This window comes from Lysobacter sp. A378 (assembly GCF_054052125.1).
This window is the reverse complement of sequence record NZ_JBSVRK010000003.1, coordinates 233,871-248,707: the sequence shown is the minus strand read 5'-3', so window position 1 is coordinate 248,707 and position 14,837 is coordinate 233,871. Positions and strand designations below refer to the sequence as shown.

Genomic DNA, 14,837 nt, shown 5'->3' with positions numbered 1-14,837 from the left:
GAAACACTCCGTGAATTCGGGGAAGTCGGAGCTCCGCTGGAGGGCGGAACATCTCGGCATCTGCCGCGTCGGCATCGATAGATAGCGCGTCGTCAGGCAGGCAGAAGCGGGCGCCGGACAAGGGCACCCGGACTCAACGGATCGGAGGTCGGTATCGGTTGTGAAGCGCGGGGGCCGGATGGTCGGCCAGGGCCGGCCGAGCTGCCAGGACGTGCGGCGCCATTCGCCACTCCTGCACCGGTACCGTCAGCGTCGCCAGCAACCCTGCCGGGCAGGCGACATCGCATGCCGTACCTGTGCAGCAATCCGCCGTGGCAGGGTGGTCTCCAAGCGGTGCCTCGGTCGCAGCAGTTGCCGGTGCCGAGTGCTCTGCGCAGGTCGTGTGCTCGTCCGGAGTGGACGCTGAATCCGGCGTCGTCGAAGCGACCGTGGCCGCATGTTGCACCTGCATCTGTGTCGCCGCCACCGCGAGTCCCGATCCATTGAGGATCAGGGCGATGCAGAGCAGGACACGCAGTAGTAGGTGCTGGAGCGACATGGTCGGTTACTTTAACCAGAACACGCTGGCGTTGCTGGGTATTTCATGAACCGCCGGTCGACGGCGGTCTGGGAGGATCGCAGAACACTCAGCGAAGCCGCCGGTGAATGGGTATTCACTGCACCAGTCCGTGTATCAGGCGGGCAGCGACCCGGGCCGTGGCATTGTCCCGGTCCAGTGGCGGGCACAGTTCCGCGATATCGCAGACCTTCACCCGGCCCGTTCCCACAATGGCGGCGATGAACGGTTCCAGCACCTCCATGGCCACGCCCCGGGCGTTGGAAGCGCTGACGCCGGGCGCCACCGCGTGCGGGAGGACATCGAGGCAAAGGGTCAGATAGATCGAGTCGGCCGGTTGTAGCCACTGCAGGAGTTGTTCGACCTGCGCGGCGGAGTTGGCCGCTGTCATGTCCTGATCCATCAGGAACCGCGTGCCGGTCTCCCGTGCGGTGTGGAACAGGCGACGTGTGTTGGCGGCGTTGCTGACCCCGAGGCAGAAGTAATCCAGCGCGATGCCATGCTTTTCGGCGTGCTGGATGGCCTGGCGGAACGGGGTTCCGGAGGTGGCGATCGGGCTGTCGCGCAAGTCGAAGTGCGCATCCAGGTTGACGATGGCGATGCGACCGGGATCGCGGCTGTTCGCCAATCCCAGATAGCTGGCGAAAGCGATCTCGTGCCCACCGCCCATGCCGACCGGGAAGTGGCCATCCGCGAGCAGTTCAGTCATGCGGTCGGCGTAGCGCTGTTGCGCGCTTTCGAGATCGCCGTCGGTGCAGGCGATGTCACCTGCGTCATACAGAGGGCGCGAGTGGGTGACAGGCAGGTTGGTCAGGGCCTGTCGCAATGCCGATGGGCCTTGTGCCGCGCCGGTCCGGCCGTTGTTCCTGCGCACGCCTTCGTCGCTGGCAAATCCCAGCAGAGCGACGCCCGGGGCGGCGTGGCGTTCCATTGGACGCACGACTTGGTGCCAGCGGAAGGTCTCGGGGTCCGCTTCGTCATCGATGCGACCGTGCCAGCTTTCCATCAGTTCATAAGTCCATCAGCCCAGCTCGTCCGGAAACTCGGTGCGTACCAGCTCAGCGAGCTGGCCGCTGGCAATCAGCGTGTCCGCCGCCGCGATCTCGGGGGCGAAGTAGCGGTCCTCGTCATACCGGGGGACGACCGTGCGTATCAGGTCGAACGCCTGTTCTAGCCGGACAGAGGAGCGCAGCGGGCGCAGGAAGTCGATTCCCTGGCATGCCGCCAGCAGTTCGATGGCGACGATGCGGCGCACGTTGATCGCCACATCGCCCGCCTTGCGGGCCGCGAACGTGGCCATGCTGACGTGGTCTTCCTGATTGGCCGATGTCGGGATCGAGTCGATGCTGGCGGGGTGCGCCAGGGTCTTGTTTTCGCTGGCCAGTGCTGCCGCGGTCACATGGGCAATCATGAAACCGGAGTTGATGCCCGGGTTTTCGACCAGAAATGCCGGCAGGCCCGACAGGTGGGCGTCAACCAGAAGTGCGATGCGGCGCTCTGAAAGCGCGCCGATCTCGGAAGTCGCGATGGCGATCTGGTCGGCCGCAAAGGCGACCGGCTCGGCGTGGAAATTTCCGCCGGACAGGACTTCGCCGGTGTCCGGAAACAGCAGCGGATTGTCGGAAACCGCATTGGCCTCGATCAACAAGGTGTTCGCCGATTGCTTCAACAGATCCCAGCACGCGCCCATCACCTGCGGCTGGCAGCGCAGGCTGTAAGGATCCTGCACGCGGGAGTCACCGGTTCGATGGGACTCACGGATGGCGCTGTCATGGAGCAGGTCGCGGTACAGGCGGGCGACGTGGATCTGACCGGGCTGGCCGCGCAACGCGTGGATGCGCTCATCGAATGGCGTGTCCGAGCCGCGGGCGGCATCGACCGTCAAGGCGCCGGCCAGCACCGCGGCGGCGAACGCCTGTTCCGCCTGGAACAGGGCGACCAACGCGATGGCGGTGGACACCTGGGTGCCGTTGAGAAGCGCCAGGCCCTCTTTGGCGCCCAGCCGGATCGGTGTCAAACCGGCGCGGCGCAAACCCTCATCGGCGGGCACGACTTCGCCGTCGATGCGGACCGATCCCTCGCCCATCAGGGCCAGGGTCAGATGGGCCAGCGGGGCCAGATCCCCGGAGGCGCCGACCGAGCCCTGGGCCGGGATGCATGGCCAGACCTGCGCGTTGTACAGCCCAACCATGCTTTCCAGCAGTTCCCAGCGCACCCCGGAATGCCCGCGCGCCAGCGAGGCGATTTTCAGCGCGAGGATCAGGCGGACGGTGTCGTCGTCAAGCAAGCGCCCGACGCCGACGGCATGCGAGCGCACGAGGTTGGTCTGCAGTTGTTCCAGCTGGTCGGGCGGAATGTGGATGCTGGCAAGCAGGCCAAATCCGGTATTGATCCCGTAGGCCGGCGCGCCGGCGGCGACGATGGCCGCGACCGTGCGGGCCGCCTCGTCGACCCGGCTCTTTGCCGTCGGCGGAAGGGAAACCGGAGCAAACTGCAGGGCGATGGAACGCAACTGGGACAGCGGAATCTGTCCGGGGGTCAGCATGGGCATGCGTTGGTCATCCCGTGATCGATGGCAGGTTGAGGTGGTTGTCCCGGGCGCACGTCAGTGCCTCGTCGTAGCCGGCATCGGCATGGCGCATGACGCCGGTGGCGGGGTCGTTCCACAACACACGGGCCAGCCGCTTGTCGGCCTCCTCGGTCCCGTCGCAGACGATCACCACGCCGGAGTGCTGGGAAAAGCCCATGCCGACGCCGCCGCCATGGTGCAGGCTCACCCATGTAGCGCCTCCCGAAACCGCCAGCATCGCGTTGAGCAGCGGCCAGTCGGAGACCGCGTCGGAGCCATCGCGCATCGCTTCGGTTTCCCGGTTCGGACTGGCCACCGAGCCGCAGTCGAGATGGTCCCGGCCGATCACCACGGGAGCCTTCAATTCGCCGGTGCGCACCATCTCGTTGAACGCCAGGGCGGCGATATGGCGCTGTCCCAGGCCGAGCCAGCAGATGCGTGCCGGCAAGCCCTGGAATGCGATGCGCTCACGCGCCTGGTCGAGCCAGTGGTGCAGGTGGGCATCGTCGGGGAACAACTCCTTGACCTTGGCATCCGTGCGATAGATGTCTTCGGGGTCCCCCGACAACGCCACCCAGCGAAAGGGTCCCTTGCCTTGGCAAAACAGCGGCCGGATGCAGGCCGGGACGAAGCCCGGGAAGTCGAACGCGTCCGAGACCCCTTGCTCCAGGGCGACCTGGCGGATGTTGTTGCCGTAGTCGATCGTGGGCACGCCCATGCGGTGGAAATCGAGCATTGCGCGCACGTGTTCGGCGCACGAAGCGGCGGCGGCTGATTGCAATGCCTTGTGCGCGGAAGCATCGGTGCGTGCGGCCTGCCACTGCGCCGTCGACCAGTTGGAGGGAAGGTATCCGTTGATCAGATCGTGCGCCGAGGTCTGGTCCGTGACCGCCGCCGGTGTGGCTCGCCCTAGCCGGGCAAGTTCGACAAAGCGGGGCAGCAGTTCCGCTGCGTTGCCGAGCAGACCCACCGACACCGGCGACGTGGCGTTTTCGACGATCTCCAGCGCCTCCTCGATGGAATGGGCCTTTCGGTCCAGGTAACGGGTGCGCAATCGAAAATCGATCCGCGCCTCCTCGCACTCGATCACGATGCAGCTCGCGCCGGCCAGGGTCGCCGCCAGTGGTTGGGCACCGCCCATCCCCCCCAAGCCAGCGGTGAGGATCCATTTTCCCGACCAGTCTCCTTCGTAGTGCTGACGTCCCAGTTCGACAAAAGTCTCGTAGGTTCCCTGCACGATTCCCTGGGACCCGATGTAGATCCACGAGCCGGCCGTCATCTGGCCGTACATCATCAGTCCCTTGCGATCGAGCTCATTGAAGTGGTCCCAGTTCGCCCAATACGGGACCAGGTTGGAGTTGGCCAGCAGGACTCGTGGCGCGTCGGAATGGGTCCGGAATACGCCTACCGGTTTGCCCGACTGGACCAGCAGGGTCTCGTCGGCTTCCAGTGCCCGCAGAGAGGACAGGATGCGGTCGAAGCTGGGCCAATCACGTGCCGCCTTGCCGATGCCGCCGTAGACCACGAGCTCGTCGGGACGCTCGGCGACTTCAGGGTCCAGGTTGTTCTGGAGCATCCGGTAGGCCGCTTCCGTCAACCATGACTTGCAGGACAGCGTGGTGCCCCGGGGACTGCGCACAGTGCGCGGGCCCGAGACAGCCGGGCTGAGACCAGTATCCATCGATAACTCCATCACGAATGGGGCGCGTTGCCCACGTGGAAAGTGCCAACGAAGCGGTAGTTGGCAGCGGGATGCGCAAGACGTACGAAACTGGCCACCCGCCCGCGCGACCAGGTCCGCCGGCTCAAGGTCAGCAGCGGATCGCCGGCGCTGATCTGCAGCAATTTGGCGGTGCCCTTGTTGGCCAGCTCGGCTTCGATCGTGTGTTCGGTCCGCTCCAGCGGTGCCGTGCGGGTCAGGTATTCGTGCGGGGTCTCGAGCGTGAAATCGACCTCCAGGTACTCCGGCGCGCTGGCGGGATTGACGAAGCGATCCTCGAGCTGGAGGGGCTTGCCGTCCGCGAGGTGAAGTAGCCGCGAATGAAACAGTTCAGTGCCTGCCGGCAAGGAAAATTCCCGCGCCAACGGTGCCCGTGCTTCGATGGTTTCGCGCACCAGAACGCTGACCACATGGAGCTGCCCGCGCGCGCGGATCTCGTCGCGGATCGACCGGACTTCGAACATCGGCGACTCGACTTTCGGGACGGCGACAAACGTCCCGACTCCCTGCACCCGGATGACCACATCGGAATCGCTGAGCTCGCGGATCGCGCGGTTCACGGTCATCCGTGAAACACCGAACTGGAGCACCAGGTCGTTTTCGCTCGGGATCCGACTGTGTGGTGGCCAGACACCGCTCGTTATCTGGCCGAGGATGTACTGCTTCAGCTTTGCGTATTCGGGTTGTGGCTTTTCCATGAACTCAGCATGGCATGTCTATACATCTTGTGGAAGACACGTAGAAACCAATCGCACGGATTTGGAGACTTCATGTGGAGTTTGGTTGACACCCTCTCTTGGGTCGTGGTACTTGGTGGTATAGACAACTGAGGTTCCGCTACTTCCGATGCGCAATTTTTCGCTACTGCTTCGTTGCATGGTCGTCTTGGCGTTCTGCCTCGACGGCAGTGCAATGGCGTGGCAAAAGAGCACGATGGCGGTCGCTGCTGTCCACCATGCCGACGCTTATGTCCCCAGCGCGGGGCATGAAGGGGCAGATCACGCACCGGACGCGGTTGCCGTGTCGGACTGTGAAGACAGCACCTCGACCACTCCTTCCGACGCTTCGCACGAAGACTGCGGTTGCAGCGATAACGGGTGTGAGTGTGCTTGCGGCTTCGTTACCCTGGCACTGGCCAGAGGTATCTCGACCGACGCCTTCTGGATCGGTTTCGTGCAGGTCTCTGGCAACCTGACAACGGTCGCTCAAGGTGCATCGTCCTCGCTCTTTCGACCTCCCATTGGTTGATCTTGTCCGGCTGCCTTCGTGGCGGCCTCTTTGTTGCGGGTCCTGGTTCTCAACGCCGCCCCAACCTTTTGCCGACAAGTTCTGAAAATTACCGTTTGGGAGTTCACCATGTTCTGTAAGCGCAATCATCTCGCGCTGGCGGTCGGCGCGTTGCTGTCCGCCGGCATCGTCGCCACCGCATCCGCCCAGTCCGCAGACGAAGGGAAGCCATCATCAGCGACCACACTGGATGCCGTCACGGTCACCGGTAGCCACATCAAGCGTGCGGCGATTTCGGGCGTCGGCCCGGTAACAGTCATCGATGCCGAGACCATCGAACGCTCGGGTGCCATTTCCGTCGAAACCCTGTTGCAGCGTTTGCCTGCATCGGCCGGATTTGCCGGCAGCCAGACCAACGCGTACTGGGCCGGCAACGGTTACGGGACGACGCAGGTCAATCTGCGTGGATTGGGCATTAACCGCACGCTGGTCCTGTTGAACGGCCGCCGGATCGTGAATGGCGGCACCGGAGCCAACAGCTCGGTCGACCTCAACATTATTCCGGTGGCGCTGATCGAGCGCATCGAAGTGCTCAAGGACGGCGCGTCCGCCATTTACGGTGCCGACGCCGTGGCTGGCGTGGTGAACATCATTACCAAGAAGAATTTCGAAGGAGTCGAAGCATCCGTCAGCTATGGCCAAACGTTCCAGCAGGACGGCGAAGAAGGCGCCGTGGATGTGGCGTGGGGTGTGAACTCGGATCGAGGCTCGTTGATGGCTGCTATCAACTATTCCGAGAGTGGCGCGGTCAACATGGCCGACCGCGCCCCGTGCGGCTTGGGCGAAGTCAACGGGAAGCTCGAATGCGTGGGCAGCTCGAGCACCATCGGTGGTCGTGCGCTGTTGCCCGATGGCACGCGTATCAACTTCAACCAGGACCCCAACGGTGACGGTGACTTCTACGAGGCCTATTCGCCGGAGAAGCACAACCAGAACTCCTATCCGGCGCTCAATGCCGTCAATCCGATCAAGCGCCTGAGCTTCAGCGCGTTCGGCGACTACGCACTTACGGACAATGTCCGGGGCTTTGCCGAGCTGATGTACACCAACCGCCAGTCAGATCAGTTGGCGACGCCCGGCACGCTCGGGATCTACCGCCCAATCAATATCTCAGCAAATCATCCGACCAACCCCACCGGACAGGACATCCTGTTGCAGCGGCGCAGCCTGAAAGAAGGCGGCAACCGCGAGTTCTATCAGGACGTGAACACGTTTCGCACGGTACTCGGCGTGGAGGGTGGCATCGGGACCTACTGGGACTGGTCGATGGCGATCAATTGGGGCCGCAACACGGGCGACGACGGTTCCACCGGCGTCGCCAACCTGGATCGCTTCGACAACACCATGGACACGTCCTTGTGCAGCAATGCACCGGGTGCAGCCGTCCCGTGCGGTGATTACCTGGGGTACGGCGATGTCTCCCAAGAGGTGCTCGACTACATTCTGTACACCTCGCGCGACGTAGGTGGAAACGAGCAGAAGAGCTTCACCGCGAACGTGAGCGGCCAGCTGTTCGAGCTGCCTGCCGGTTGGGTGGGCATGGCGACTGGCGTGGAAGTCCGCCGCGAAAGCGGGTGGCGCGACCCGGATCCGCTGACCGTGCTTGGCATGGCCAACACCAACCGGCAGGATCCAATCGCTGGTGAGTACACCGCGAAAGAGGCATTCGTGGAGATCGCGATCCCGCTCCTCCAGGACAAGTTCCTCGCGCAGTCTGTGACGTTGAACACGGCGTTTCGCTACTCCGATTACGACATCTTCGGAGCAGACACCAACTACAAGGTCGGTCTGGACTGGGAGCTCGTGCCATCGCTGAAAATGCGCGCGAACTATTCAACGGCGTTTCGAATTCCCAATGTGCCGGAGCTGTTTGGCGGCGTTTCGGAAGGGGGCCTGACTACCACCGATCCCTGCAGCGGATGGGCCAGCCTGCCTTCCTCCTCGGTGGTTTATCAAAATTGCCAAGCATCGGGCGTGCCAGCGGGCTATACGCAACTGGGCAAAGCGATCCAGACCACGGTTGGCGGCAATCCCAATCTGAAACCGGAGGATGCGGAAACGCTGACGGTTGGTGCGGTCTGGATGCCCACATTCGTGGACGACCTCACCCTTACGCTGGACTACTTCAACATCAAGATTGACAACGCGATCCAGGGAATTCCCGGATCCACCAAATTGGCAGTTTGTTACAACACGCTCGGGCTTGCCCATCAGTTTTGCAGCGCGTCCAACTTCACCCGCAATCCGCTCACCGGCGAGATCAACTACCTGTCTGCCCAGCCGGTGAACGCGGCCAGTGAGCGTGTTTCAGGCATCGATATGGGGGCCCTTTACCAGTTCGACCTGGCGGGTTTGCGGGCGAGCTTCAGCCTGGATACGTCCTACCTGAAGAATTACGACGTGCGTCCGTTTCCCTCCGCGGAAGAGATCCAGTACGCCGGAAAAATCACCGGGGGTCGCGGCAGCTATACCCAGTGGCGCTCGTTCGGCTCGCTGACCCTGGAGCAGGGGCCGTGGTCGGGTTCCTACAGCATCCAGTACATCGGCAAGGCGGATGACATCAACGCCTCGAAGGGAGATATCGGAGACCATGCGCCGAGCGTGAGCTATCACAACGCGCAGGCAAAGTATTCGTTCAACAAGTCTTCCGACATCGTTTTTGGCGTCGACAATCTCTGGGACAAGCAGGCTCCGTTCATCCAGAGCTACACCGATGCGAACACCGACACGATGAGCTACGACCTGCTCGGTCGTCGCTGGAACGCGAAGTTCACCTACCGCTGGTGATCAGCTCAGCCCTCTCCGGCGAACAAGCCGGAGAGGGTGACGTTCCCTTCTTCGCGGCATCCGTCAGGAATCAACTATGAAACCCGCATTCTGGGCCCGTCGGGCCCACAAGTGGATCGCCTTGGTCATCGGCGTGCAGGCGCTGCTGTGGTCGATAGGCGGGCTGTACATGACCGCCATGTCGATCGACTTCATCCATGGCGACCACCTCAATCACGTGGCGGTCCAGCCGCTCCCGAAACAGAGCACCCTGATCGATCCCGCCGTCATTGCCGCGCGGTACCCGGCGATGAACGGCTTTCGTCTCAAGCAGCTTTTTGGCGAGTCGGTCTACGAGGTCAACCATGCCGGAGGCGTGGACCTGGTCGATGCAGGCACTGGCCGGTTGCTCGGTCCGATTGACGAGGAAAAGGCGCGGCAACTGGCGCTGTCGACCTATCAGGGCGATGGATTGCTGGAATCGCTGCAGTTGCTCGACAAGGCGCCGCAAGAGGTGGGTACTCGACCGGTGCCGATGTGGCAGGCGAAGTTCGGAGACAGCGGCAACACCGCTTTGTACTTCTCGCCACAGACGGGAGAACTGCTGGCCACCCGGCACACCTATTGGCGGGTGTTCGACTTCCTCTGGATGCTCCACATCATGGACTATGAGCAGCGCTCGGACGTCAACAACACGTTGCTTCGCGTTGCTGCATCCGTGGGGCTCCTGTTCATGCTCAGCGGTGTGTGGTTGCTGTTCTACAGTTTTCGCAGGAGGTCGGCGGCATGACTCCCTGGATCCAGAAACTGCATAAGTGGGTCGGCCTGATCATCGGTCTGCAATTCGTGATCTGGACCGCAAGCGCGCTAGTCATGAGCCTGCTGGACACCGCGACCGTGAACAACCTGCACCATCTGGCACCCGCGGCCCAGTCGCGACCGTGGCCGGAAGCGGCGATCTCCCCGGCAATCATCGTCGCCGGGGAAAATCGTCCGGTCCAGGTGGTCGAGTCCCACTGGCTGGCCGCGCAGCCGGTCTATCGCCTGAGCGACGGCACCAGCAGCTGGCTTGCGGATATCCGGGACGGAAGCCCGGTGCCGGTGACGGCGGCGGATGTCGCCGCCATTGCCGCCCGGGATTACGTGGGTGATGGACACGCCGCGTTGCCGGAACTCATGCCGGAAGTCACCTGGGAGGTCCGTGGTCACACCAGGCCCATATGGCGCGTTGCGTTCTCCGATGATGATGCGACCACGTTGTATCTGTCAGGCCAGGACGGAGCCATCCTGGAGCGACGGAATGACACGTGGCGATTGTTTGATTTCGCCATGATGCTGCACTTCATGGATTACACGAGGCAGCAGGATTTCAATAACCCGCTCATCGTGATGGCTGGTGCGGGCGGGCTGTGGCTTGCGTTGTCCGGCATCTGGCTGTTCATCGCCAGCTTCCGTCTTGGCGAGTTCATTCCGGCCCGTTGGCGGCCACGGCGCGAGCTGACGGTGTACGGCGCCGACGGGAGCAAGTTGCGCTCCGTGGAATCGCACTCCGGTGACACGGTGTACCTCGCGCTGGGACGCAACGGACTGCAGCTGCCCTCCAACTGTGGGGGTGGCCAGAGTTGCGGGCTGTGCGTGGTGCGTGTGCGTGGCCATGCACCGCCTCCGACCAGTGCCGATCGAATGCATATTGATGAGAGCCGTCTCAGGTCTGGCTATCGGCTGGCCTGCAACCTGCCGGTGAAATCGGACGGCCAGATCGAGGTGGCCGGGGGCGCCGCACTATGGACCGAACGCGTCGCCAAGGTGGTCAGCGTCACGGCAGTGACTCCCTTCCTGCGTGAGTTCGTACTGGCGCCGGAGGTGCCGCTGGGACCGGAGTTCCAGCCTGGCGCGTATCTGCAGGTCCATGTTCCCGGTTACCGCCTGCAACGGAACAACCTGGATCATCCGGAGCACCATCGTGAGGACTGGTCCGGTTTGAACCTGCCCGAAAATCTGGTCTGCAAGGAACCGGTTCGCCGTTCGTATTCACTGTCTCTTCCAATGGAAAAGACGGCCGGGAATGTGACTCTGCTTGCGCGGTTCAGCCCCGGGCGACAGGACAAGAGGCGACAGCCCGCCGGTAAGGGATCGACCTATCTCTACTCACTGAAGCCGGGCGACCATGTCTGCTTCAGCGGTCCATTCGGCGACTTCGCGATAAAGCCAGGCGCCAAGGAGAAGGTATTCATTGGCGGCGGGGCCGGGATGGCGCCCCTGCGGGCGATGGTGCACTCGCTGCTTGAAGCCGGCGCGGAAGAGCGCATCCATTTCTGGTACGGCGCGCGCAACATGCGGGAGGCGCCTTATGTCGAGGAGATGGAGACGCTGGCCAGGAAGCATGCAAACTTCACATGGCACCTGGTGCTGTCCGAAGCCGCAGAGCATGGCGCAGGCTTGATCAGGGGGTTGGTGCACGAAGCCACCGATGAAGGGCTGTTGCAAAAGCATCCTGATCTGAAGTCCTGCGAGTTCTACCTTTGCGGGCCCCCGGCGATGCTTGCTGCCACCCGAAGCCTGCTGACCCGTTTGGGCATTGCCGAGGAGCAAGTCGCCTATGACGATTTCAAGATCTAGGGAGCGCAACCCAGTCTCCCATCCATAGGTTTGACGACGTGAAAAGCGTGTTCTTCCGAATCTATTTATTCAGGCCATCTCAGCCCTGCTGGAGGAAGAACCGCACCATCTCCGCCGAGGCATCGGGCCCGGCGGGATCGGTATAGCTACCCTGCGGACTGCCGCCACTCCATGCATGGTCGGCGTCGTGTATGCGCCAGTACTCGACCTGTGGATGCCCGGCGGGATCGCTGAACACCTCGCGGGTGTAGGAGCGCCCAGTGGGAATCAGGGCTTTCTCGGTGGTCGCGGTCAGCGGCTCGATGGCGGATGCGGTCGCGTCGCGGACGATCAGATCGGCGTTGCTTGGGGCCACGGTGTGGTCGGCGTCGCCCTGGAACACGATCGTCGGTACCGGTCGGTGCGCATCGCGTTGCACGGCTGAACCGCTGCGCGACCCGCTGGCGCCGGACTTCATCGCAGACAACGCGGACATCAAGCCATCGGCGGCGCCGAACGCCAGGCCGGAATGCACGCCAACCGCGGCGAAGATGTCGGGATAGCACTCGCCCAGGATCACGGCCATGGCGCCGCCCGCGGACAGGCCGGCGACGAAGATCCGTTCCGGATCGACGTGATGGTCTGATGCGACCTGTTCGGTGATGCCGACGATCAGTGACGGTTCGCCGCGGCCGTATTTCTGGTGCTCGGGCTGGAACCAGTTCCAGCACCGGTTCATGTTCGCCGCGGCCGACTGTTCCGGATAGGCGACCAGGAAGCCATGCACATCGGCGAGCCGGTTCATCTGTGTGCCTGCCGCGAAATCATCGGGCGACTGGCTGCAACCATGCAGCATCACCACCAGCGGCGCCGGTGGACCATTGGCGCCGAGGTGACCACTGGGGATGTACAACTTGTAGTCAAGGGTGCCGGCGTCGCTGGTGAACGAGTGGCTGGTGAATGTCCCTGCCAGCCCGGGGGTGACCGATGCGCGGGCGGCGGCTGGCTCGACGCTGCCCGCGCGGGAAGCCTGGGCAGCGTGTCCGGCGACGAAGGCCGCACGCGCATTGCCCTTGAAACGGGCAAGCAGTTTTCTGGCGAAGTTCATCTGGTTTCTTCCGATCACCAGATCTTTACCCGGTCCTGCGGCGCCAGATACAGCGCCTGGCCTGGTTCGACCTCGAACGCCGGGTACCACGCATCCAGGTTGCGCACGGTCTGGGTGCGGAATCGGCCGGGGGCGTGGACGTCGGTGAGGATGGCGTTGCGCAACGCCGGCTCGCGGTACTTGCCGCGCCAGGCTTGCGCGAAGCCGAGGAAGAACCGCTGGTCGGGGCTGAAGCCTTCCAGCGTCTGCGGCGGCTTGCCATCCAGTGACAGGTGGTAAGCGTCGTAGGCGGTGGCCAGGCCGGCGACATCGGCGATGTTCTCGCCCAGGGTCAGCTTGCCATTGACCGACAGATCGTCGAACGCCTGGTACTGGCTGAACTGCTGCGCCAGTGCCTGCCCGGCGTCGTCGAAGCGGGCCAGGTCGTCCGGAGTCCACCAGTTGTGCAGCTTGCCGTCCTTGTCGAACAGCGCGCCAAGATTGTCGAAGCTGTGGCTGATCTCATGGCCGATGACCGCACCGATTGCGCCGTAGTTCACCGCGTCGTCGGCATTGGGATCGAAGAACGGCGGCTGCAGGATCGCGGCCGGGAAGATCAGCCGGTTTTCAAGCGGCACGTTCAGCGCATTGACCGTCTGCGGCAGCATGTACCACTCGTCGTGGTTGACCGCTTGGCCGAGCTTGGCCAGGTTGCGTTGGTACTCGAACTGGCCTGCGCGTTGTGCGTTGCCCAGCGCGTCGTCGGGCTTCACCTCCAGCGCGGTGTAGTCGCGCCAGGTGTCCGGGTAGCCGACTGCGACGGTGAGGCCGGCGACCTTGGCGCGGGCTTCGGCCTTGGTCTGCGGGCTCATCCATTCCAGCGCGTCGATGCGCTTGCCGAACGCGGCGATGATGTTGGCGACCATCGCCTCGGCGCGGGTCTTGGTCGCGGCGCTGACATGGCGTTCGACATACTGCTTGCCGACCGCCTCGCCGAGTGCATCGTTGGTGACGCTGATGCCGCGCTTCCAGCGCGCGCGTTGCTCCGGCGTGCCATTGAGGGTTTTGCCGTGGAACGCGAAGTGCGCGTCGCCGAAGGCCTTGGGCAGGTAAGCGGCATTCCGGTCGAGCGCATGGAACGCGAGGTAGTCCTTCCAGGTGTCCAGCGGCTGCGAGGCCACCAGCGCCGAGATGCCGGCAACCGCGTCCGGCTGCCAGACGATGAAGTCGTGTTGCTCGCCCAGGTCGGCGGCCTGCAGGAACGCCTCCCAGTCCAGGCCCGGCGCCTTGGCAGTGAAGTCGGCAGTGGTCCAGGCATTGGCGCCGGCCTCGACGTCGTTGGATTGCTCCCGGGTGGCGTGCGCGCGGGCAATCGCGGTCTCCAGCGCGACAATTTGCTCAGCCTTGGCGGCGGCCTCATCAATCCCGGCGAGCTCCAGCACCTTGGCGACGTGCGCCTGGTACGCCTTGCGCAGCTCGACCATGCGGCCATCGCCCAGGTAGAAACTGCGGTCGGGCATGCCCAGTCCGCCCTGCACCAGGTAGGGCGCGGTGCGATCGGGCTGGTGGATGTCCTGCGATACCCACAGGCCGAACAGTCGGTCGGTGTAGTAATCGGTGGCGTTGAGCAGGTCGACATCGGCGCGCAGCTGGCTGCCCAGCTCGGTCGCAAGCGCGAGCTTGTCGCTGATCGCGGCGATCGCGTCCAACCGGGGCTGGATCGCCGAGACGCCCTTGGCCTCGATTCCGGCCTGGTCCATGAACGCGGTGTAGGTGTCGCCGATCTTGCGGGTTTCACCCGTGGCCGCGGTGTCGGCGGCGGCGTCCTCGATGATCTTGCGGACGTTCTTCTCGTTGTCGATCAGGATGCGGGTGAAACTGTTGAAGCTGGAACGGTCGGCCGGGATTTCGGTGGTGTCGACCCAGGTGCCGTTGGCGAACTCGAAGAAGTCGTCGCCCGGCGCTACCTCGCGGTCCATGCCAGCGGCATCAAAGCCGAAGCGGCCCAACACCGGGGCCTTGGCATCGGTCTGGGCGGCTGCCCCGGCACCTGCGGTGTCCGTGTTGGCAGCGTCTGTGGTGGCGTCGGTTGCCGGTTGCTCGGCCGAGCAGCCGGGAAGGCCGACGGCGAGCAGTGCGGACAGGGCCAACGAGAGCAACGTGGGAGTGGGCTGGTGGGACATGGCAGGCAAACCGGCAGGGGGATTCCTGCCAGCCTAGGGTCGACGAGGGCTGGACGCAAAGTGCACAAGCC

General features: G+C 63.8%; 11 protein-coding genes. 4 read left to right on the top strand and 7 right to left on the bottom strand.

The window, feature by feature from the left end; genetic code table 11:
- Positions 1-133 precede the first annotated feature (133 nt).
- The 5 genes from ACW7G1_RS12610 to hutC all read right to left on the bottom strand — a co-directional run bounded on the left by ACW7G1_RS12610 (position 134) and on the right by hutC (position 5,543).
- Positions 134-538 carry a CopL family metal-binding regulatory protein gene (locus ACW7G1_RS12610; protein WP_456980099.1) on the bottom strand — a complete coding sequence of 135 codons (405 nt, stop codon included), beginning with the start codon at positions 536-538 and terminating at the stop codon, positions 134-136.
- Between the two features lie 115 nt (positions 539-653).
- A complete protein-coding gene (gene hutG / locus ACW7G1_RS12605) occupies positions 654-1,562 on the bottom strand; it encodes a formimidoylglutamase (protein WP_456980098.1) in 909 nt (302 codons plus the stop codon).
- Positions 1,563-1,577: 15 nt separating this feature from the next.
- Positions 1,578-3,107, bottom strand: coding sequence for a histidine ammonia-lyase (gene hutH / locus ACW7G1_RS12600; protein WP_456980097.1), 1,530 nt, complete (start codon positions 3,105-3,107; stop codon positions 1,578-1,580).
- A 7-nt stretch (positions 3,108-3,114) separates the two neighbouring features.
- Positions 3,115-4,806: a urocanate hydratase gene (gene hutU / locus ACW7G1_RS12595; protein ID WP_456980096.1), complete on the bottom strand. Its 1,692-nt coding sequence runs from the start codon at positions 4,804-4,806 to the stop codon at positions 3,115-3,117.
- Positions 4,807-4,817: 11 nt separating this feature from the next.
- Positions 4,818-5,543, bottom strand: coding sequence for a histidine utilization repressor (gene hutC, locus ACW7G1_RS12590; RefSeq protein WP_456980095.1), 726 nt, complete (start codon positions 5,541-5,543; stop codon positions 4,818-4,820).
- A gap of 148 nt (positions 5,544-5,691) precedes the next feature.
- On the opposite strand from hutC, the gene ACW7G1_RS12585 reads away from it, so the two are divergent.
- The 4 genes from ACW7G1_RS12585 to ACW7G1_RS12570 all read left to right on the top strand — a co-directional run bounded on the left by ACW7G1_RS12585 (position 5,692) and on the right by ACW7G1_RS12570 (position 11,517).
- Positions 5,692-6,093: a CopL family metal-binding regulatory protein gene (locus ACW7G1_RS12585; protein WP_456980094.1), complete on the top strand. Its 402-nt coding sequence runs from the start codon at positions 5,692-5,694 to the stop codon at positions 6,091-6,093.
- 18 nt (positions 6,094-6,111) lie between these two features.
- Positions 6,112-8,919, top strand: coding sequence for a TonB-dependent receptor (locus ACW7G1_RS12580; protein ID WP_456980093.1), 2,808 nt, complete (start codon positions 6,112-6,114; stop codon positions 8,917-8,919).
- A gap of 76 nt (positions 8,920-8,995) precedes the next feature.
- Positions 8,996-9,688, top strand: coding sequence for a PepSY domain-containing protein (locus ACW7G1_RS12575; protein WP_456980092.1), 693 nt, complete (start codon positions 8,996-8,998; stop codon positions 9,686-9,688).
- Positions 9,685-11,517: a 2Fe-2S iron-sulfur cluster-binding protein gene (locus tag ACW7G1_RS12570; protein WP_456980091.1), complete on the top strand. Its 1,833-nt coding sequence runs from the start codon at positions 9,685-9,687 to the stop codon at positions 11,515-11,517. Before ACW7G1_RS12575 ends, ACW7G1_RS12570 begins: the two co-directional genes overlap by 4 nt.
- A gap of 79 nt (positions 11,518-11,596) precedes the next feature.
- Here ACW7G1_RS12570 and ACW7G1_RS12565 read toward each other — a convergent pair whose 3' ends face one another.
- Both ACW7G1_RS12565 and ACW7G1_RS12560 read right to left on the bottom strand, forming a co-directional pair.
- Positions 11,597-12,604: an extracellular catalytic domain type 1 short-chain-length polyhydroxyalkanoate depolymerase gene (locus ACW7G1_RS12565; RefSeq protein ID WP_456980090.1), complete on the bottom strand. Its 1,008-nt coding sequence runs from the start codon at positions 12,602-12,604 to the stop codon at positions 11,597-11,599.
- Between the two features lie 14 nt (positions 12,605-12,618).
- Positions 12,619-14,766 carry a M13 family metallopeptidase gene (locus tag ACW7G1_RS12560; protein WP_456980089.1) on the bottom strand — a complete coding sequence of 716 codons (2,148 nt, stop codon included), beginning with the start codon at positions 14,764-14,766 and terminating at the stop codon, positions 12,619-12,621.
- Between the last annotated feature and the right edge of the window lie 71 nt (positions 14,767-14,837).

Bases quoted from the DNA above. Each gene is read 5' to 3' on its own strand.
- ACW7G1_RS12610 (WP_456980099.1), bottom strand. From the start codon at position 538: ATGTCGCTCCAGCACCTACTACTGCGTGTCCTGCTCTGCATCGCCCTG.
- hutG (WP_456980098.1), bottom strand. From the start codon at position 1,562: ATGGAAAGCTGGCACGGTCGCATCGATGACGAAGCGGACCCCGAGACC.
- hutH (WP_456980097.1), bottom strand. From the start codon at position 3,107: ATGCCCATGCTGACCCCCGGACAGATTCCGCTGTCCCAGTTGCGTTCC.
- hutU (WP_456980096.1), bottom strand. From the start codon at position 4,806: ATGGATACTGGTCTCAGCCCGGCTGTCTCGGGCCCGCGCACTGTGCGC.
- hutC (WP_456980095.1), bottom strand. From the start codon at position 5,543: ATGGAAAAGCCACAACCCGAATACGCAAAGCTGAAGCAGTACATCCTC.
- ACW7G1_RS12585 (WP_456980094.1), top strand. From the start codon at position 5,692: ATGCGCAATTTTTCGCTACTGCTTCGTTGCATGGTCGTCTTGGCGTTC.
- ACW7G1_RS12575 (WP_456980092.1), top strand. From the start codon at position 8,996: ATGAAACCCGCATTCTGGGCCCGTCGGGCCCACAAGTGGATCGCCTTG.
- ACW7G1_RS12570 (WP_456980091.1), top strand. From the start codon at position 9,685: ATGACTCCCTGGATCCAGAAACTGCATAAGTGGGTCGGCCTGATCATC.
- ACW7G1_RS12565 (WP_456980090.1), bottom strand. From the start codon at position 12,604: ATGAACTTCGCCAGAAAACTGCTTGCCCGTTTCAAGGGCAATGCGCGT.
- ACW7G1_RS12560 (WP_456980089.1), bottom strand. From the start codon at position 14,766: ATGTCCCACCAGCCCACTCCCACGTTGCTCTCGTTGGCCCTGTCCGCA.